This is a genomic window from Capnocytophaga sp. oral taxon 324 str. F0483 (assembly GCF_000318315.2).
Taxonomy (GTDB): domain Bacteria; phylum Bacteroidota; class Bacteroidia; order Flavobacteriales; family Flavobacteriaceae; genus Capnocytophaga; species Capnocytophaga ochracea.
Window position 1 is genome coordinate 13109 of record NZ_KB291527.1, and the last position, 21889, is coordinate 34997.

The 21889-nt window shown below is 38.8% G+C and carries 15 protein-coding genes; 14 read left to right on the forward strand and 1 reads right to left on the reverse strand.

Features of this window, described 5'->3' with window-relative positions; translation table 11 throughout:
• The first annotated feature begins 1 nt into the window (after position 1).
• From HMPREF9072_RS07660 to HMPREF9072_RS07715, 12 genes are read left to right on the forward strand one after another with little or no spacing between them, the layout of a single operon-like run.
• On the forward strand, positions 2-430 hold the full coding sequence (locus tag HMPREF9072_RS07660) for a hypothetical protein (protein WP_009411150.1): 429 nt from the start codon (positions 2-4) through the stop codon (positions 428-430).
• A complete protein-coding gene (gene traM / locus HMPREF9072_RS07665) occupies positions 427-1662 on the forward strand; it encodes a conjugative transposon protein TraM (protein WP_009411151.1) in 1236 nt (411 codons plus the stop codon). Before HMPREF9072_RS07660 ends, traM begins: the two co-directional genes overlap by 4 nt.
• Entirely contained in the window at positions 1652-2533 is an 882-nt protein-coding gene (gene traN / locus HMPREF9072_RS07670; protein WP_009411152.1) for a conjugative transposon protein TraN, read from the forward strand. Before traM ends, traN begins: the two co-directional genes overlap by 11 nt.
• 25 nt (positions 2534-2558) lie before the next feature.
• Positions 2559-4553 (forward strand): type IV secretion system DNA-binding domain-containing protein, encoded by a 1995-nt coding sequence (locus HMPREF9072_RS07675; protein ID WP_009411153.1) that lies wholly within the window; start codon positions 2559-2561, stop codon positions 4551-4553.
• A gap of 12 nt (positions 4554-4565) precedes the next feature.
• Entirely contained in the window at positions 4566-5360 is a 795-nt protein-coding gene (locus HMPREF9072_RS07680) for a M23 family metallopeptidase (RefSeq protein ID WP_009411154.1), read from the forward strand.
• Between the two features lie 7 nt (positions 5361-5367).
• Positions 5368-5568, forward strand: coding sequence for a hypothetical protein (locus HMPREF9072_RS07685; RefSeq protein ID WP_009411155.1), 201 nt, complete (start codon positions 5368-5370; stop codon positions 5566-5568).
• Positions 5565-7700, forward strand: a complete 2136-nt coding sequence (locus tag HMPREF9072_RS07690; protein WP_009411156.1) for a type IA DNA topoisomerase — start codon at positions 5565-5567, stop codon at positions 7698-7700. The genes HMPREF9072_RS07685 and HMPREF9072_RS07690 overlap by 4 nt, the downstream gene beginning before the upstream one ends.
• Entirely contained in the window at positions 7697-7996 is a 300-nt protein-coding gene (locus tag HMPREF9072_RS07695; protein ID WP_009411157.1) for a hypothetical protein, read from the forward strand. Before HMPREF9072_RS07690 ends, HMPREF9072_RS07695 begins: the two co-directional genes overlap by 4 nt.
• A complete protein-coding gene (locus HMPREF9072_RS07700) occupies positions 7993-8685 on the forward strand; it encodes a hypothetical protein (protein WP_009411158.1) in 693 nt (230 codons plus the stop codon). Before HMPREF9072_RS07695 ends, HMPREF9072_RS07700 begins: the two co-directional genes overlap by 4 nt.
• 22 nt (positions 8686-8707) lie before the next feature.
• A complete protein-coding gene (locus HMPREF9072_RS07705) occupies positions 8708-10651 on the forward strand; it encodes a hypothetical protein (RefSeq protein ID WP_232300845.1) in 1944 nt (647 codons plus the stop codon).
• A gap of 15 nt (positions 10652-10666) precedes the next feature.
• Positions 10667-11335 carry a hypothetical protein gene (locus tag HMPREF9072_RS07710; RefSeq protein ID WP_009411160.1) on the forward strand — a complete coding sequence of 223 codons (669 nt, stop codon included), beginning with the start codon at positions 10667-10669 and terminating at the stop codon, positions 11333-11335.
• A gap of 12 nt (positions 11336-11347) precedes the next feature.
• Positions 11348-17407, forward strand: a complete 6060-nt coding sequence (locus HMPREF9072_RS07715; RefSeq protein WP_009411161.1) for a toprim domain-containing protein — start codon at positions 11348-11350, stop codon at positions 17405-17407.
• Between the two features lie 45 nt (positions 17408-17452).
• On the opposite strand, the gene HMPREF9072_RS07720 is transcribed toward HMPREF9072_RS07715, so the two are convergent.
• Positions 17453-18043 carry a hypothetical protein gene (locus HMPREF9072_RS07720; RefSeq protein WP_009411162.1) on the reverse strand — a complete coding sequence of 197 codons (591 nt, stop codon included), beginning with the start codon at positions 18041-18043 and terminating at the stop codon, positions 17453-17455.
• Between the two features lie 268 nt (positions 18044-18311).
• Here HMPREF9072_RS07720 and HMPREF9072_RS07725 point away from each other — a divergent pair, with 268 nt between their 5' ends.
• The gene (locus HMPREF9072_RS07725) at positions 18312-19379 is read left to right on the forward strand and encodes a PKD domain-containing protein (RefSeq protein WP_009411163.1); all 1068 of its coding nucleotides are present in this window, start codon (positions 18312-18314) and stop codon (positions 19377-19379) included.
• Between the two features lie 27 nt (positions 19380-19406).
• Complete coding sequence (locus tag HMPREF9072_RS07730; RefSeq protein WP_009411164.1) at positions 19407-21884, forward strand: AAA family ATPase; 2478 nt, start codon at positions 19407-19409, stop codon at positions 21882-21884.
• Positions 21885-21889: the final 5 nt, after the last annotated feature.

Consider the following 21889-nt stretch of genomic DNA (forward strand, 5'->3'; position numbering starts at 1 on the left):
AATGGAAAAGGAAGTACAACAAATCAATTCTGTAGAGACTCAAATAGAGTCCCAAGAAGAGCAACAACCTAAAAAAATCAAAGATAGGTTTAAAGAAACCTCAGTAGGCAAATGGCTGTATGCCAATCCTAAAAAGTTTTACACCTATGCAATGACCTTCTTAGTACTATCGTTTATAGGAAGTACCATTTGGGATATACGCTTGTCTCAGAAAGCTGATAAAAACGTTATAATACCAATGCTTTACGAGCAGAGCAGTAAAATCATCAAGCAAAATGAGAACAGACAGGAGCAAATGAAAAATATCTCTGAGGAACTAAAGGGCTATAAAGCCAAACGTGATTTAGGGTCACTCACTCCTTCTGATAGCCTTAGAATTGAGTTTTTATACGAGCAGTATCAAACCTTACAAAACCAAAGTCAGCAATGAGAAAAATTAACTTTAAGCAACCCAAGTACATCTTTCCTCTGATTGCTTTGCCTTTTGTCTGCTTTATAGGATATCAAGTGATAGACTTATTTAGCAAAGACGATAAAAAGGAGCAAGCACAGAAAGACCTGAGTACCTCTTTAGGAAAAGTAGAAACGCCCATAATGAACAAAAATGATGCGTACGACAAGATGTTTGAGAATACGAATGACAGCCGTTCTATGATTCAAGATTTTGAGAAGGAAAGCGACAGTCTTTATAACTATTCCGACAATCTAAATGATGCGCAAAAGCGTTACTTAGATTCCTTGGAGTACGAACGTAAACGCAACGCAAACACCAAGGTAACCAAAATAGGTGATAACACCTATTACCACCCTAACAGTAATTTTTCTCAATCATCATCGGGACAATCCTCATCGCAATCACAACAATCACAAGACGATAAAGATTACGAGCGTTCCAAGGAAATGATTCGTATGCTCAACGAGTCACAACAGCCTACAGTGAGTGCAAAACAAGAAAAAGAGGAGAAAGAGTACGACCCAGTAAAAGGCTTACGTGAACAAATGTTGTTCTTAGATTCCCTTGAGAAATCCAAAGACCCCGAAGCAGTGCGACAAAGAGCAGCCTCAGAGCGTTTGAAAGCCAATAAAGAGAAACGCGAGGCCTTTCTCAATCGTACATTAGAGGTAACCAAAGCGAATAACTTAGGTAATTTTAATCACATCTCTAAAGAGAAAGAGGGTAACAATATCAAAGCAGTAATTGATGAGAATATCAAAGGCTATTTAGGTAGTCGTATTCGCATACGCCTATTGGAGGATATTTTCATCGGTAAAAAACAGAAGAGGTTAGTGAGAAAAGGCAGTTTTCTATACGCTGAGATTGCAGGGTTTTCTCAACAGCGCGTTTACCTGAGTATAGTATCAGTAATGACAAACAATGAGATTTACCCTATCAATCTTTCCATTTACGATATGGACGGACTCAAAGGTTTATACGTGCCTGCAAGTGCTTTTAGGGAAATGATTCGCGAGTTAGGAGCGAGCTCCGTACAAGGGGTGAATGTAGAAACAGGCCAAGGATTCTTTACTAGCCTTGCCTCCAATCTATTCCGCTCTACCTCCGAAGCAGTAGCGGCTATCATTCGCAAAAATAAAGTAAAACTCAAGTACAACTCTTACATCTATTTAATTAACGAACAAGATTTAAACAAAAATGAAGAATAACATCATTACAAAACTCTCTATAGCGTTATTTGCCATTGTTTGGGGAGGACAAGTACAAGCTCAAAGCCTTGTCAATCAAATCAACGTAGATGACCTCCCCATTATCTTTATGGGCAAAGAAGTGAATATCCACATCATCGCCCCCGAACCGATACAGTTTGTAGACCTCTCTACAAATCTCCTCATAGGTGATTTACCTTCTGAGAATATCGCCCGCATCAAAGTAGAGCAGAACGGAGATGAACTAATGGAGAATGCAACTCAAAAAAAGCAGCTCCGTTCAGGAATGGACATCGGTATTATCACGGTAGTAGGACAGTCCTTTTTAGCGCAGTACCGTGCTATCTACCAAGAGCAAGAGCACAATTGGTTAGCCTCTAACATTCATATCAAAGCCGAAGATATGCAACCATTGGAGTTTCCTAAGTTTAAATACTCTAACTATGAGCTTAAACGCTTTGCGATGGACATTCGAGCAAAGAAAATCAAAAAGCCCATTCGCAAGAAAAAGAATCTGAAGCTCAGAATGCTATTGAACAATGTTTATGTATTAGATGATTACATTTTTTTAGACATCAGTATTGAAAACCTAACTAATTTGCCTTGCAATATCGATACTATGAAATTCAGTATCGAGGACAAGAAGATTTACAAAGCGACCAACAATCAAAGTATTCTGCTAACGCCTTTGTATGCGCTGAATAATCAGACTAAGATACGCAAGAACTACCGCAATATTTTTGTGTTTGAGAAGTTTACCTTCCCCAATAGCAAAATACTGAAAATACGCCTTATCGAGGAGCAAATCTCAGGGCGTGTAATTGATATGAAAGTCAATTACTCCGATGTACTACAAGCTGATACATTCTAAACCATAAACTCTGAAACCTATGAGTATGCAAGAACAACAAAACCAAATTAAGATATACGACTTCTTCCAAAAAATGGTCTATGGAGTCGTTACCTTAGACTGCCTAATTCTTTTTTTTCAGAATGCAGAAATACCTGTACTATCCAATATCTTACAAAGCTTTGCTAAAATGGGAGTGTTCTTTCCTCCTATCAATGCCAAACTGAGTACCCTCGTATTAATCGCCTTGGTAGCTGTTGGTACACGTGCTAAGAAGAAACGAGACTTGGATGCAACCAAAGAAATCTTTTTGCCTATCTCTGTAGGGCTGATAATGATTATTGGATCATTAGCTCTTGTATGGGGCGCAGGCAATCCCAATTTACCTTATATAGTGCCTTATCTTAACGGCTATCAATTAGGTTACCTTTTGCTCTCGTATGCAGGAGCGATGATCACCCAAAAGGGTGCTGATAGTATTTCTAAACTAATGCAAACTAAAATGGATAAAGACCGCTGGAATACCGAAGAGGAGAGTTTCGACCAAAATAGGGAACTTGTGGAAACTCCTACCTCAGTAAACATCCCTTACAAGTTCCGTTACAAAAAACAAACGCACCAAGGCTGGATAAATATAGATCCCTTTCGTGGTTCTATGGTGATTGGTGTCCCTGGCTCAGGTAAATCTTTTGGGGTGATTAACCCCGCTATTCGTCAGTTAGTGAGCAAAGGTTTTTGCCTCTGTATCTATGACTTTAAGTTTCCCAGCTTAGGTGAAATCGCCTATTATCACCACTTGCTAAAAAAGAAAACCGACCCTAATTACAAGCATCAATTTCACGTGGTAAACCTCGATGAGGTGGAATACTCCCGAAGAGTGAACCCTTTTAAAAAAGAGTATATCAACACCTTGGCACAAGCACAAGAAATGGCTGAATCTATGGTGAGTGCCTTGCAAAAAGGAGGTGGTTCAGGCGGTGGAGGCTCTGAGCAGTTCTTTACGCAATCAGCGGTGAATTTCCTTGCCTCTACTATTTATTACTTTGCTACTTATGAGAATGGTAAGTACTCCGATTTGCCTCACATACTCGCGTTTATGAATCGCAGTTACCAAGAAATATTCGACACCCTCTTTACCAATGAAGAGTTAGTATCGCTTATGTCGCCTTTCAAATCAGCGTATGAGAACAAAGCCTTTGACCAGCTCGAAGGACAGATAGGCACTATAAAGATTTTCTTATCACGCTTGGCAACCAAAGAGAGTTTTTGGGTGTTCAGTGGCGACGAAGTGCAACTCAAAATATCAGACCCTGAAAATCCCTCTATCCTCATTCTCGCCTCCAACCCTCGCACGCAGGATATCAACTCAGCCCTTTATTCAGCTGTACTCAACAGGGTAATAAGTCAGATAAACGACAAAGGTAACCTCTACAGCGGGCTCATTGCCGATGAGTTCCCTACTATCTACATTCACAAGATAGACAACCTCGTGGCAACTGCACGTAGTAATCAAGTTGCTGTAATGCTCGGTTTGCAAGAGCAACCACAATTGCGCCAATTCTACAAAAAAGAAGTAGCAGAAACCATTTCAGCGATTATGGGTAACATCCTATCAGGAGCCGTACGCGACAAGGGTACCCTTGATTGGCTTGAAAAACTCTTTGGCAAAATCAAGCAGAAGAGCTATTCAGAGTCTATCTCTAACCAAGGTACCAATATGACCATCAGCGAAAAAATGGACGTGATGATCCCAGCAGGCAAGATTGCAGGACAACGCACAGGTGAAATGGTGGGTATGGTCGTACAAGGAAACGATAATGCAACCGAAGAATTTAAAACATCGGCTATTTCAGGTAAAATCAACCTTGATATGAAAGCCATTAAACACGAGGAAGCCAATTACGTGAAAATGCCTGCTTACTATTCATTCAAAGACAGTGCAGGCATCGACCGCAAAAACGAAATCCTTATGACTAACTTCCGCCGTATCAACAAAGAAGTTGAAATAATGATTGGAGAAATCAAAGAAGCCGTAGCTTAAAACATATTGCCAATGCAACTCAATAAAAAACATATCAAAATAATAGCCCTATACCTTTTCTTTTCTGCAATAAGTAGCACTTATGCACAGTTCAATACACTCACACCAAGAGTTGCACCTGAAAAAGAGTATCAGAAATTCAGAGTGATAGAGCATAGTGAGGTAAGTAGTAGCAATGCTACTGCAGAAAAAAAAGGCAGTGGCGTGTGGAAACGATTGTTCCGTAGTGAGAAGGCAGCTCTTCGCAAGGAGGTAGACTCGCTAAAGACAATCATTCGCCAATCACAACCTCCAGCGACCAATATTCTAAAGCAGGTGCAAGACTCTATTATCTTATCACTTGCTAAAAAGGCAGTGACAGAGGTACACACCAAACAACAACCTATCCCTGACAAACAGCCCGTACGGTTGGCATTACCTTTAAAAGGAGAACTACACGTTACCTCGCCCTTTGGAGAACGTTTTCACCCCATTCTAAAGCAAGAACGTATGCACAACGGGATAGACCTTCGTGCTAACTATCAGCACATATACGCTGTGTTAGACGGAGTGATTATCGGAGTAGGTTGGGACAGCAAAGGTGGAGGAGTGTATATCAAAGTCAAACATCAGAACTTTGAAACGACTTACTGCCACCTTTCTGAAGTCTATTACCGACAAGGAGAAACTGTAAAAGCAGGTTTTATCATTGGCAAAAGCGGTAACACAGGACTCTCCACTGCACCCCATCTGCACTTTTCAGTAAAGCAGAATAACGAGTATATCAATCCCGTAACTTTTCTAAATGACTTAATATCTCTAAAATAACAAAACTATGAACGAAGCACAAGAAAAGTATTTAGACAATTTTAAACAAGAAGCGTTAGATGCTGTACAAAAGCTATTAGAATATCTAAAAACAATGCGCCCTAATGGTTTTATTTCTACAGAAGGAGAAATAGACGCAAGAGATGTGTATGTAGACATAATGTATCATTTGCGTGATTTTATCTATAAAAGAAACTATATAAAGTGAAAACCCTAATCATAGCCGAAAAATCAACCCAAATGCGTGAGTACGCCCGCGCCTTAGGCTTTACCCTCAAAGGCGACCACTACGAAAAAGGCGATATGATCCTTTCCTGTGCAGCTGGCCACCTCTTAGAACTTGCTGAAGATACCGCCTATCGAGGGGAAGGTAAATGGGATAAATCCTATTTGCCCCTGCTCCTGCAGATAAAAGATTATAAGTACGTGCCTAAGAAAGAGGAGAACCGACAAGCTCAACTCAACAAGTTAGGCAGCTTACTGAACAGCCCTGAAATCGGTAATATCATTGTCGCTACCGACTCCGACCGCGAGGGCGAGCTTATCTTTCGTTACATCTACAACTATTTTAAGTGCAAGAAACCCTTTATTCGTGTGTGGGTATCGGCATTAGTTGATGAAAATATTCGTGAAGCCTTTGCCCATCCTACCTACAAGCAAGGCGACCCTTTTTTAGAAAACCTTTGTAAAAGTGGTTACGCTCGTGCTTTTACTGATTGGCTTATAGGCGTTAACGCCACCCAAGCGGCCACCCTACAATTAGGGCAAGGTAAATTGCTATCCATAGGACGCGTACAGACTACTATCCTGAAGATTATTTGCGATAGGTACACTAAAAACAAATCACACGAGAAAACCTATACTTACAAGATTATCACCAATCATTCGTACAATGGTACTGCCTACACGACCGAGAGCCCTATTTACGAGAATAAGGGGCAAGCACAAGCCGTTTTTAACGGACTTTTGCCCGCTCATAGGTTCGTGTCTCACGAGGTAAAAAAAGTGTCTAAAAACCCGCCTCTATTGCATACGTTGGACAGTTTAACCATTGTGGCCAACAAACTCTATAAGTACACGCCCGACCAAGTGTTAGCCTCTGCCCAAAAACTGTATGAAAGCAAATATTTGTCCTATCCGCGGACTGAAGACCCTTACATCACCGAAGAAGGATATTACAAACTACAAAAGTTCTTTGTCGGTTTGTGTGAAAGTTTTCTCGGTGTTACCGACTTTTCTTTTATGGGTAAACCCAAATCGGTAGATGATAGTAAAATTACAGGCTCGCACGATGCCTTAATACCTACGGGCTATACCAGTGGGTTAGAGAGTTTAGCCGAGCAGGAACACCGTATTTTCTCACTTATCCTATATCGCTGTTTGGAGAGCTTTTCTGAAAGCTCTCAGTACGAAAAAGGCGTGTATCTTTTCGATAACCAAGGCACGCCTTTCAAAACCAATACTAACAAATGCTTATATGCAGGGTGGGAGCGCTACACGCCTAAAAACAAGTCTGTAGCTTCTTCTGCCGAAGACGAACCCGAAGCTGATGATGAAAAAATTACTGTTTTAGAGTTACCCTATAGGCAAGGTGACGCAGTTGCTATTGAGGCTAAAAACGTTCGTGAGATAGAAAGCAAACCACCTGCTATATACACACCCGCCACCCTCACTGATGATTTGTGTAACTTGGATAAATTCCTACAAGAGCAATCGCCTGAAGTACACAAGGAATTAGCATCGCAGTTTGAGTTAAAAGGACTACAAATCGGTACGAAAGCCACTCGCCCTGGCATACTTGAAACGCTCATCGAAAAAAGGCAGTTTGTCGCCTTGCAGAAGAATAAGTATATACCTACAGACTTAGGCCTACAGTTTTACAATGCTATCAAAGATTTAGAAGTAGTGAACGTTGCCCAAACTGCACGCCTTGAATACCAACTGAAGCAGATAACCGAAGGGAAGTTATTAGTAACTCAGTACTACAACAACCTATTGCAGTACGTGCAGAATATGGTGCACGATATCTTTAGCATTGAAGCCACTGTTAAGGTAGAACGCCCTACCTTGGGAACTTGTCCTAAGTGCAAGCAAGGGCAAATCGTGGAAGGCAAAAAAGCCTTTGGCTGTACCAACTACAAAAGCGGTTGCGACTTTACCATTTGGAAAGAGGTAGCCCATAAAACCATCACCGCCAAACAAGTGACCGACCTTATCACCAAAGGCAAAACAAGTCTTTTAAAGGGCTTTAAAAGCAAGGCAGGTAAAGACTTTGAAGCGTATTTGGTACTCAAAAATTGTAAAGTAGATTTTGAATTTAAAAACAATAAGAAGAAATGACAAAACAACAGAAGTTAGAAATCTTTTACACCGCTATATTGCTATTGCTTTTTATAGGAATTATAGTAGTAACAGTTTACTTTAACAGCTTGGTTATAGAAGCGTTACAATCCATTGACGAGTCGTCTCTTGTTACCACCAAAGAAGCTCAAATAGCTAATGAGTTAGCAATTCTTATTAAAAAATGTATAGCTCCTGTCAATCTAATATTGGGAACAGTTATAGGTTTTTTAGCACCTGAAGTTATTAAGCTGGTAAAACAATTATTAAAAACAAATAAAACAACGACAATATGAATGAACAATTACCCACATCCGACCTTAAAGAGTACGGTATTATGAGTGAGGATAACACCTTCTCTAAGAAACTGTCTAACAAGGATATTGAAAACTTCCTAAAGGGACACGCAATGATTGCCGACAATGGTAAAGACCGTTTGATTTTTCTCCTAACGGACAACAACACCCGCCTGAATGTGAATATCTATCAGCGAGACAAAACCATTGACGAGATTGTAAAGCAAGGTCAAAAGGAAATTGTCTATAGTCAATTAAACGAACTTACCAATAGCAAGTCAATAGATATAGAGAAAAAAGCTTTTATCTATGACCAAAAAACGCAACAGGTAACCGAGTTTGACCTGCTCAAGGACACCGAGAAAATCGCACAAGTGGTTGCAGAAAAAAAAGATATTCAGGAAAGCAACCGTTTCAAGAACGAGCTTCTCAAGCTCAAAGGCTACTTGCAGGACAAAATTGACAAGTTCCCTGAGATTGGCAAGGAAATCACCAATAACCTAAACATAGTTTCTAAGACTATCAGCACCATTGACGATGCCACCCCTAATGAAAGTCAATCGCAAAAGCAACAACAATCTAAACTCCGTTTAGATGTCAATGACGACGACCTCTACCAAGACGCTAATCGTCACCGTGAGGAACAACAAGAGCAAGAACAACAACGCCATCGTGGCTTTAGAAGATAACATCAAAAATACAATACGAAATATGGCAGTTTATATAAAAGTAAGTAAAGACGATGTTACTTTAGAAGAAGTAAAACAAGTATTTGAAAATCCAACAGACAAGTTTGATATTCATAACTTCGATGGAACTAAGGGTGATTATTACGAAATGGAAGTTAGAGGCTTTGAAGAGGGAGAAGAAAGAAAAGCCAAAAAAGAACTCCTTAAAATAGTAGATAACCTTAGAAAGCAAAACTTGCAAATTAACATTGGTCAGCAATTCTATTCTAAAGACTACGATGAAACTTTAGAAGTGTATAGCATCCGTGAGCAAACCGACCCTAAAATCTATCTAAGGGGTACTGATTTCGATAGAGAAGTTACTCTTTACAAATCTGATATTGTAAAACTTCTCAATGAAGAGAGGTTAAAAGCTGTAGAAACACCTAAAAAAACCTTAAATACCTCCCTACTTAATGGTTTTATAGGTGATTTAGCTTGGGGGAATAATACTGAAATGGATAGGCTCAAGCAAGTATACCTCTCATTTTCTCCTAAGGAGAGAGAATTTGTAGAGAAAAACGCTGTAAAAGAAGGTGCAAATTCTATTGAAGAAGTCTCTGAGAAAGCATTATCAAAGGACGAAAAAGAGAAATTAGAAAACAAAATCAATAACTTTTTTAACACTGTAAAACAAATGGAAACAACAGAGCAAAAAGAGATAAACCAACAACCTGCAATAGACTTACAAGTAGGTCAAAAACTTCATTACAAAGAGGACGTTTTTGAAGTAGCAAGATTTGCTAAAAACCAAAACGGCCAAGATATGGTTATTCTAAAAGACCCTTCTATTGGGACAGGAGTAGAAATTCCTTGGTATAGGTCAAAATTAGAAGAGGTTATAAACAGCGGACAGTACAATCTTACAAAACCTAACAAAATTGAGCAGCAACAAAACCAAAATCAAGAACAAAAACCTCAAGGAAAAGAAATTGATGTCCGAAGCATAGAAATCAATATAGGGCAAAAATTTCAATCTACAGAAAATAACCACACTTTTGAGATAGTGGGAATAGGTAAGGAAAAATCTTGGGACAATAGTGATACTCTATTACTAAATAGCAGTAACGGACTAAAAGAAATTAGCAAACTACAAATGCAATATGCAGTTTTAGAAGGTAGAGTAAGAGATATTACATCTCCAGAGCGTGAACTTTCAGAGCAGCAATTCACACAACTGAACTACCTTAAAAACCAAGTAAAATATCTTGGTTTAGGCGAAGATAGTAAACTACACAAGGACTTAGAAAACGCTATACTATCGCCCGAAGCTAAAGTTACCGTTCGTGCCGAATACAATCACCCTGACCGCCTAATGAAAGGTAACACCGCTACTTTTGACCTAAACATCAATAAAACCGAACAAGGTGGCGTGTTTCTAAATTCTTACCGTGCTAATCTCACTACCAAAAATGGCGAGGAACGCTCACAAACCTTTAAGGTGCAGAAAGAAAACAGTATTACTGCCAAAGAAGCAATTAACCTGCTTGAGGGGCGTTCTGTAAAAATGGAGCACGATGTGGTCGATAAAGAAACAGGTGAGTTGTCACGCACCGAAAGCTTTATAAAACTTAATATGAAAGAGACTAAAACTGACTATGGCAACTACAAATATGAGTGGTACAATCAAAAAGCTTACGGTGTGGATGTAGACAACATTATGCAAAAGTCTAACTTAGCCTTTGCTGATGATACCGAGCGCGAACGTACAAAAAAACACTTGGAAAAAGGCAACATCACTCAGGTAACTTTCCTACACGAAAACCGTCAAGTACAAGGTTTTGCTGTATTAAATCCTCAGTGGAAAATGCTCAATTTGTACGATAGTGCAATGAATAGGGTTACTACTCAAAACCAATTGGTAAAACCCGAAGTTACCCAATCTCAGCAAAAGAACAACGTTCCTGAACACAGCATTTCACGATAAAACCTAACTTGAACAATGAAAAAAACTCTCTTTTTATTTTCTGCATTATTGTGTTTTTCTTGTGGTAAAAAGGAGATAAAAGCCGAAAAAGGAGGCATTGATATAGTATCCAACATCTATTTCAATGCCTCCAAAGGCTTAGAGGATATGAAAAGCGTAGTTGTCTCTAAACTCAATTACAAAGGCGATACTATTGTGGAGCTCGTTCCTTATGTAGATTACCCTGAAATCACTGAGAAAATCTTTGTCATTACCGATACGCTCGCTTTTGACATTACCGACAGAAATCCTCAGCAATTCATATTTTCTACGCTCCCTAAAGTCCCTTCTATTCCAAAACATAAAAAAGAACAAGGTGCAGTATTTAAATCAAAATACTTGTTGAATTACGGTTACCGAAAAAACCTTAATGATACTATTCTTTTTAAAAAGAAGTACAAACGTTTTAGGGTAATTACTCCTGAAAATTACACTACCTATTATGTTTACCAAACCGATACGATATTGCCTTACCAATTATATGAAAGACAAGGCAAAGAGTACGGAGGGCGTATAGAGCGTATAGACCTATATAACAAACAAAACGATGTGTTTATATCTCTACAACTCCTTCCTCGCAAAGAATGGGACAGTGAAGCTAAAAACATCTTTGAATTTAACGATTTTATCAAAAAACGCAAATAAACCTTACCTACTATGGCAAAACAACAGTTTTTATCCCCTCAAAACATCGAAGACATAATCAATAATACCTCCATAGTTGATTATTTTCACTACCTTGCTGATAAAGGACGACTAAAGTTCGACCGCCAACGTGGACACGACCACTATTTTCTTACTGAAAACGAAAAGTATTCAGTAAGCGATACCCCCCGAAAAGGTTATTATGATTTTAAAGCAGGTGAAGGTGGTCAAATCATCAAAGCTGTTATGAAATTTGAAAGTAAATCTTGGAGAGAAGCAGTAGATTTTCTTAAAGATTTTTCCAATACTACTATTAGCCAGAGTGTCAAAAATCAAAATGCAGAAAATAAAATAGCTACTCCTACTCAGCATAACATTGAGAAAAGCCCCAGAACTACAATTACCCAATTAGCTATTCCTAACAATGATAAATTGTTAGAGTATTTTGCAGAACGTGGTATCTCAAAAGAAATTTTACAGCAATATGCTCAACAAGTGCACTATCACAATAAGAACGATGGTAAGAATTATTTCGGCATTGGATTACGTAACCAATCAGGAGGGTATGATATCCGAAATCCTTATATCAAAGCCAAAGTAGGAGCAAGTGATATAAGCATTGTTCCTGGTACTCGTAACGAAACAGTTGTCTTTGAGGGAATGACCGATATGTTTTCTTACCTGCAAATGGCTAAAGATAACGGAAAAACTAATGACCGTACATTGGTAGTGCTGAACTCTATTACCAATACAGGTACTTTTATTGAGCAGTTTGAAAATTACACAGGCAAAATACATCTCTTTTTAGATGGGGATAAAGCAGGTAATGACGCTACACAAAGCATACTCAACAATCTGAAAAACAGCATAGACCAAAGAGGTGCTTACGGGATAGGTGTAAATGAGATTAAAGACTTGAATGACTATTATTTAAAAGTTTTTAACTACAAGAAAAGCTTAGAGCAAAGTAACACCTCTGAAGAGATAAAATTGCAAAAAGGAATGAGAGCGGTAAACAAAAGTACTAATGAGACTTTTGTCATTAGCTATACAGCCGATAATTATATAGATTTAAAACGTGAATACAACACTCATATTGCCAAAGTGAATAGCGTTCATTTCAATCAACTCAGCGAACTATTCAGCGATTATGATTTTTTTGATTTTAACGATAAAAAATTGTTTCTTTCACCAAAAAATATTATCTTTGCCGACAATAATAACATACAAATTCATACACAAAATGGAAGCACTACAATTGAACCCAACAGAGTATCCTCACCTAAGCAGGTGGGAGAGCAATCACCTGAACCAAACCTTAGAGAACCTCTCACGACAAGCCAATCCCAGCAAGAAGGAACTCACTCAAGCCGACAAGCAGTGGGCAGCGACAATGCTGGAAATGGACTTAGCAGCTCAGAGCGGAGCGATTTGGGAGGACGAACAGGAAGACCCCAAATGGGTAGCAACATTGGAGCACAACAAGAAATTCTACCTAATCAAAGACCTCTTTCAACAGAAGAACACCGAAGCACTGGAAGAGATATTCCAAACGGAGACCGACCCCGACCTCAAGGAGATGGCGAACAATTACCTAAAGAATCTGTACGACCTACCCTTTTAAACAAATCTAACAGCACGAAAGTCAGCAACGAGGAAATAACTAATTTAGTCAATTCGCTGACTTTCGTTGCTGATGATAATACTATTCAGCTCAAAGAAGGCGTACAAATCACTGACGAGATAAAAGATACCATTAGCCAATACAAAAGTGGTGGTATTACTAAAGACAACCGTGGCGTATTAGATGAATACTACACCGATGAAAAGTTAGTGAATGCCGTGCGCAACCTCATTAAAAACAACTTTTCAGGTAAACAGTCCATCAATGTGTTAGAACCCAGTGTTGGCACGGGCAATTTCCTGCGCGCTATCGACAATTTAGGGCTGAAAACTAACATTACTGCCTTTGAAATCAACGAAACTACTGCCAAAATAGCCAAACTTCTAAACCCCGAAGCCACTATCAACTTGCGTTCCTTTGAAACAGAGTTTATCACCGACAACGGTACTAAAAAGGACTTTACCCTTCAGTACGATTTGGTTGTCGGTAATCCTCCTTATGGCACACATAGAGGACTTTATTTAGGCTTAGGCGAAGAAACCAAACTCCCCCGCTACGAAGATTATTTTGTAAAACGCTCCCTTGATGTAATGAACGAGGGTAGTACCTTGGCAATGGTACTCCCTTCAGGTTGGCTCAATAGGCAAAACAAACTTTCAGGAGCTGAACTCTCTGAGGCCTATCGCCTGCCTAATGGAGCTTTCAAAGCTACCGATGTAGGTACTGATATTGTCATTCTTAGAAAGAACAGTCAGGCACAAACTCAAGATATTAGCAACTATTTTAAAGAACACCCTCAACAGATATTAGGCGATACTTTACAGCGCAAAAATCGCTTTGGTCGTGAGGAAGACTACGTAAAAGGCAACTTAGACGATGCTCTTACACGCCTGCAAGAGTTCGCTACCCAAAAAGTAGTACAAGCATCTGTACAGGAAAAAGAGCAAGGCGTGCAGCTCGATATGTTTTCAACTTTTGAGAGTGCTCCTGCCAAAGAACCTATTGCAGAAAAAAAAGAAGATGTAGTTGCGCCTACTGCCCCTAATGAAGAGTATAACAATTTACTTGCTGAAGCCAAAGAAAAAGTAGGACAAGCAATAAATATCTTTAGAAATATCAAGTTTAAATCATTAGCAGTCATTACTGAATGGGATAATTATGCCGCCTTGCTGAGAAAACTCGATAGAAAAAATGCTAAATTTACCCAAGAAGAGCTTTCGGATATTAGCAAGAAAGCGGATAACATTATCCAAGAGCATACCCCCAAAAGCATTAAACGCAAAAAACAGTCTGAAGAGAGCACAGGCGAATACAAGGTACAATCCACTCCTGAGATTAGCAAAAAGGTACTCAAATACCACTTTGTAAAAGATGATACAGTGGTAGATACTGCTTTACAGAATAGTCATAACATCACTCCTGAGCAAGTAAAAGCCTTTGCCGATACTAACTACAATGGCGAGATAGCCAATCCTGAAGAACACGCTGGATACGCTAACTATTATAATGGCAAGTATATACACGACTTTTACTATGCTGAAGGGGATATTTACGAAAAATTAGAGCGTTTAGAGTATGATTTTGCAGGTAGATTAGATGACGAGAAACTAAAAACGCAATACAACAAGCAAAAATCGCTCTTGCAAAGTGTTTTACCCCCAAAGAAACAGTTGGAAGATATTATTGTATCACCCAATCACGAGTTTGTACATAACTTTGACTTAGGAAAGATTGAAAAAGAGGTTTACAACCAATATATGAGGCGTTATGAAACTGAACAAGTAGATTACAATTTGGCTGAAAAATTCAAAGACTTTGTACGGAAACTGCCGAGCCAAGCCCTTGAACCCTCTTCTTCTTGGGAGGTCAGAGAATTTGTGGATAACCAAACAGTAACAGGTAGTGATAAAGAGCGCAATGCTTTGATACGTGAACGCCGTAAAGAGGTGGCTAATAACCTCTTTCAAAAGTTCCTGCGTGAAGAGCTCCCCGACGACCTTAAAGAGCGTTTTGTAAACGAGTTTAACCGAAAATACAATAATCTCCATATCCCCGACTATTCTCAGTTTCCACTGTTTTCTAAGATAAACCAAAACTTTAAAGGAAAACCTTTAGAATTGACAGAAGTACAGAAAGCAGGTATTGGTCGCCTTACGACCAAAGGGGTAGGGTTATTGGCGCACGAAGTAGGATTTGGTAAAACCCTTTCAGGAGTGCTCTCTATGCACGAAGCGATGGAGCGTGGTAATGCCAAACGCCCCTTAATTGTAGTGCCTAATGACAGTATTTTAAAGCAGTGGGTAGAAACTATTTTTGAGGCTATTCCTAATGCAAAAGTGAATGTACTGGGTAACCTTGGTAAAGATTACGATTTGTCACATTTTGACAACAAAGACAGCGAAATAACCTTAGTTACTTATGAGGGCTTTCAAAATATTGGTTTTAGTGATGAAATCATCCAAAAATTAGCCGAAAAATTCTCTTATATCAACAAAAAAGATGTTGATAGCTTAGAAAATCCTATTACAGGAGGCATTTCCGATGAAACTATGCGAGAGATAGAAATAGCCATCGCCAAAGAAAAGAAAATGCAAGGCATAATGAAACGAGGCAAGGTATACGACTGGGAAGATTTCGGCTTTGACCATCTCACTTTTGACGAGGTGCACAACGCCAACCATATCGTGGATAAGGTACGTATTGAGGACAGACGTTTTGCCTCCGATTTTCGCAGTCAGAACCAACGCCCCTCAAAATTAGGACTTAATACTTGGGTAGCTTCTCAGTATATACAAGAGAATTACGATGGTCGTAATGTTACTTTGCTTTCTGCAACGCCTTTTACTAACAAGCCTTTAGAGTATTATTCGGTACTATCACTTATCGCCAATCAACGATTAGAAAAATCGGGCTATTTCAATGTAAACAACTTCTTTGAAACCTTTATGGAAGCCGATAATGATATGGAAATCGACGCTAAAGGCGATGTAAAGTTTAAAACCAACGTGCGCAGGTTCAAGAACAACGCCTTATTCCAACAGCTCTTATCCGAGTTCATCGACATCAAAGGCGAAGAGGATAACCCGCAATTGGTGCGCCCTAATCGTATCAATAAAGAATACAAAATTGAACAAAATGAGCTTACAAAAAAAGAATACGACACTCTAAACCTCCTCTTTGATGAAAGCGAAGAAGGGGCTATTCTTTCTCATATTCTCAATGCAAGACTCATTGCTTTTTCTCCTTACCTCTCTAAAAATTACGAGGGTGATGTAGACAAGGTTAGTACTAAAGATTTTATAGAGAACTCTCCCAAGCTCAAAACCACAATGGACTTAATTCGTCAGAATAAAAACGACAAGCCTGAAGCAGGGCAAATTATCTATTCTGAGTTGGCAGTACAACAATTTCCTCGTCTCAAAGAGTATTTGGTAGACCAAGTAGGCTACAAAGCCGATGAAGTAGGTATCATCACTGGGGCTACCAACAAAAACCAACGTCAGAGTATTCAAGAACAGTTCAACGAGGGGAAAATAAAGGTTATCATCGGTTCAGAAGCCATTCAGGAGGGTATGAACTTACAAGAAAAAACCTCTGATATGTACCTTCTTACCTTACCTTATAACTTTACTTCTTTGCGACAAGTAGAGGGCAGAATGTGGCGACAAGGCAACCAATGGGAAAACGTACGTGTGAACTATATGCTCACTAATGATAGCATTGATGTGTTTATGCTCCAAAAACTACAAGCCAAGCAATCTCGCTATATGGAAGCAATAAAAAAAGGTGCAAACATCATTGATGTGTCCGATGTAGATACCCAAGAACTTAAAACCGCTATCATCACTAATTCCGAAACACGTGCCGAAATTGAAGTAGAGCTAATGAAAAAACGCTATGAGAATGAGAAAACTAAACACGCTGCCGACTTAGGTTTTATCTCTCGTAAGTTTGAAGATTACACCAAAGAGTACCAAAAATTCAAAAGTGTGGAAGACGATTACAATTGGGTTAAAGAGGAAGCTGAAAAAGAGCAAAAAGAGGATATAGGAAATGGTTTCTGGACAGGTAAATTACCTTACAAACTCCAATTACTAAAACGTGCCCAACAAGAATTAGAAGCTGTAGGTGAAAAACTATCTCAGAAAGGTGTCAATATAGCTGATTTTAAACATCAGCAACAGCAAGCTGAAAGCAAAATAGCAGCTATCGACAAAGCTATTAAGGAAGAGCTTCCTCTTATCCGTGAAAAACTCATCGCTCAATACAAACAAGAAAAGCAGGATCGCCTCAATGCCCCACAAATAGACTTTGTGCAAGAACGTGCTGAAGAGAATAAGACATTCTTTAAACTCCGTTCAACCGCTGAAAAGTCTGAAAATAAGGTTGCAGAAAATAAAATATCTCAAAACGAGGAACAGCGCACTTATAAAGCTTTTAGACGCTAAACAAAATACCCCTGACAGGCTTATGCTTATCAGGGGTGCTTTATATTACTGGCGTACAAGATTGTACTTATACTTGTACTTGTAGGCTAACCCATACTTTAATTGTAACTCTATTAGCTTTTTAGCATAGTCAGGAGCTGTTGTATCTAACTGTGCAAACTCTTTCAGATATTCTTCTGCATTGGTTAAATTATCCAAATTGCTATCTGTTATTAGATAGAAGAAGTCAGTATTTTCAGCTAACAATCTATTGTTTTCAATAGCATAAGTAGCTAAAGGTAGCTTATTTTCTTCATTAATTATTTTGTCTCCTAAAGTTGAGTATTTTAGTTCTTGAAAAGAGTACTGACCTGTTTTGTCTGTTATTTTCAACTCTTTTTCACTGTTAAAAACTACTTTAACTGTATAGGTTTGATAGTTACTTTCAGCGCTACCCAATAAAGCACCATAATTTTGTCTAAAAAGTTCTGACACTTTACTTTGTTGTGCAGGTTTTTCGGCTATTATTTCTGCAGTACCTACCCAAGTACCCAATAAGTTATTGTTGTTTCCACTATTAGCGGAAGTGTCATCAGACTTAGAGCAAGCCGTTGCTCCAATCACCATAAAGGCGAGTAAAAAGAATTTCTTTATCATTGTTATTAAATGTTAAGTTACTGATTTGATGGTGCAAAGATACGTATTTTATTGATGAAATCCAAAACATACTTTAAACTAAACATAATCAGGCACAAAACAGAAAAGTTGTTAGAATTTCACTTTAATTATTTATCTAATTAGTTTTCAATATCTTATAAATAGACTGTTTGAAAAAATGAAAAAATATTCACCTTTTTGTTGGTTGTTTTACTAAAAATGACTAATTTGCGCCTCTAAATTACTATTATTCTTAACAACAAGATATATGAATCACAATTCTACTGGTTTTCTCCCTAAGTTTGACCCTAAAATCTATTGGAGTTTTGGAATACTCCTGTGTCTTGGTATTTTCTTATTCATTTTCCAATGCTCTCGTCACGTAGATTGCGAGGAGGCTAACTTCTATGTCTTCGCCGATAATTATGCTGTGAAGGAAGTGATAGAATTTGGCGATAAGACCCAAAATGCCAAATCGTGGAAATGGGATTTTGGCGATGGCTCTCCTGCTGATTTCAGGCAACGCACTTTCCATACCTATGAAAAGACAGGTGAATACATCGTTACCCTTACTATCAATGGCTCTTGTACATCTCAAAAGGTGCTTACCATAACCTCTATCAACCAACAAGTAGGCTACCTGCCTATTATCAAAGCACCTGATGTGGTCTTTTTAGGCGAGACTACTAATTTTGTAGGACAAAAACAAGGGGGTATCTCATTTGAGTGGTCTTTTGGAGAAACTTCATCCACCGATGCTGTTGGTGATTCAGTAACCTATAAGTTCAAACGAGTAGGACAAAAAAAAGTAACCCTCATCGTCAATGGCGATTTAGACCATATTGCTACTAAAACTATCTATGTAGCTCCCAAACACGTGGTAGCTAAAGAACCTATCGATATGGAGAGCTATGAATACGAACAACCTCATAGTGATTTTTCACTACCTATGGGCAAAGCTCAAAAAGACCCTTTAGTAGATATGCTCACTAATATACCTGTAGCTCCTAAAACACCTAAAAAGGAAGATACCCTTCCTCCTGCAAAGAAAGTACCTGACATTTCTAATGAACAGTTTATCCTGCTGCTCAACCAAGTAGCCTCACAAGCTAAGACAAAGGACGATTTCAAAGACTACCTTTGTGAGAACTACCAAGTCCCTGTAATTATCAATGATGATAAAATCGTACCCTTTGTACAGTTTTGCAAAGAGATTTCAGGAAAGAAAGTAAAAATAGAAACACTACGTTTGCAAAAAGACACTAATAACGCTTGTATCCAAAATATCTATGTTTACTACAAAGTAAAAGGCAAGATATTTTGGAAGAAAGGATAATAACAATCATAAAAACATTACAAAGCAATGGAAGAGAAGAAATTGAGCTATGCCCCAGAGGTTACTAAAGCATTGGAGATAGCACAGAAAATAGCTCGTGAAAATATGAATGCTCGCTACTCTGGCGGACACTTATTAAAAGCCGTTCTCAACAGAGATTTACCACTTTTAAAGCTCTTAGAATCCAAAGGCGTTGATGTTTTCTATTTAGAAGAATGGGCTGAAGTGCGCATAGAGGAAGCTCTAAAAGCTACTAACACCTATTCCTGTGACCCCGATGAAGTGATAGACACTATCTTCACTGAAGCAGAAGCTATTCGGGAAATCTTAGATGAGGAGGAAATCTCTTTGTGGGATGTGTTTGTTGCATTGAGCACTCACGGTGTGGCTTTCAATTTCGACCAAATGAAAACCTATCCCGTAACTCGTGCTGAACTATTAGACACTACCCCTCTTCCTGCTGCTACTACCGAAAAACCTTTCTCTTCCGCTCCTCTATCTTCCACTGCTAAAGGTTTTTTACAGAAATATTGTGTCAATAAAAAAGAAGTCCTCAAAGCTAAAGCCTCAAAAGAAATACCTGTAGGTAGAGTTGCCGAAACTCAAAAAATCACTGAGATACTATGCAGATTTAGCAAACAAAATGTGCTTATCATAGGCGATTCAGGTATAGGAAAAACTACCCTTATCAATAGCTTTGTACAGAAGGTCATAGCGGGTCAAGTCCCCGATGTACTATCCAACTTAGCCGTATTTGAATTGGATATGGGAGCTCTCATTGCTGGAGCTTCCTACAAAGGAGAAATAGAAGACCGTATCAAAAACATAGCCCAAGAACTTAAGCAATATCCTAAATCAGTGCTCATCATTGAGGAATTACACGCACTTTTAGGAAACTCTTTTGATTCTTCTATGGCCAATCTGCTCAAAAGCGAACTCACCAAAGGACTCACTGTCATAGGAACTTCTACCATTGAAGAATTTACCAAGAAAATAGAAAAATCAGGTTTAGAACCTTTGTTTGAAAAGGTAGAATTGCAAGAAAGTGATGATGAGACCCATTTTAGAATGCTTCTCCAAACCCTTTCTGCTTACGAAAATCACCACCATATAGCCATAACCGATGAAGCAATTTGGGAAGCCATACGCCTTTCTAAAAGGTATTTAAAAGAGAAAAGTCTGCCCGCTTCTGCTATAGACCTCATAGACCATACAATGTCAGTTGTGAAAACGGCAGGGGCTTCTTTCTTAAAAGAAAAGAACGCCTTGCTCACACAGGTAATTCACTTGGAGGACAATACACAAGGTTTTACAGAAGAGCAACGCAAAAAGAATGCTACTTGGTTATTGAACGACATCAAACAACGCATTCCCTTTTTGTTAGATGCCTCTACCTTTTTAGAAGAGGAACAAATCACCACTTTTGAAACAGCTGATAGCTTATTGAGCTATGGTCGCAAACTCATTACCGAAGCTGAAAAAGTAGCTCAAGAAAAACGCTCTTACATCACCGAATGGGATTTAGCAGTACTCATTTCTCAAAAAACGAATATCCCTATAGGCAAACTCAAAGAAGAGGAAAAACAGCGTTTGAGTGATATGGACGCTATTCTTTCTCAAAGGGTAGTAGGACAAGACCACGCTATTGCTATTATTAGTGAGGCAGTGCTCGAAAATCGTTCGGGATTGAGCAAAGCAGGACAACCTATAGGTTCTTTCTTCTTTTTAGGTCCCACGGGGACAGGGAAAACAGAATTGGCTAAATCTTTAGCAGAGTTCCTTTTCCAAGATGAAAACGCTATCATTCGTTTTGATATGTCGGAGTTCAAAGAAGAACATTCGGCAGCTTTACTCTATGGAGCTCCTCCAGGGTATGTAGGCTATGAGGAAGGAGGATTATTAGTAAACAAAATCCGACAAAAGCCCTACTCTATCGTGCTTTTCGATGAGATAGAAAAAGCGCACTCCTCTGTGTTTGATGTGTTTCTACAAATAATGGACGAAGGGAAACTACACGACCGCTTGGGTAAAGAAGGTGATTTTTCCAATGCCATTATCCTCTTTACCTCCAACATAGGCTCTGACTTTATCGTCAAATCCTTTGCTGAGGGGAATATCCCGTCCTCTTCTACCCTTTTAGAGATAATGAGTCGTTATTTCCGACCTGAGTTTTTAGGACGTCTTACCGAGATAGTGCCTTTTGCACCTATTAGCAAAGAGAATGCACTAAAAATCTTTGAAATACATTTGAAAAAAGAACTTTTAAACCTAACAGAGGGTATAAACATCTCTCTTGATATTACTCAAGAAGTAAAAGAACACTTGGCAGAACAAGGGTATGATGCTACTTACGGAGCTCGTCCTTTAAAAGGCATCATTCGTGCTAAGTTGCGTCGTCCTTTGGCTAAGAAACTCGTAGCAGGTGAATTTAAAGAAGGAGATACTATAAAGGTGCTCTGGGAAAATAATGAAGTTGTTTGGAAAAAAACGAATATAACCGAATAAATAGA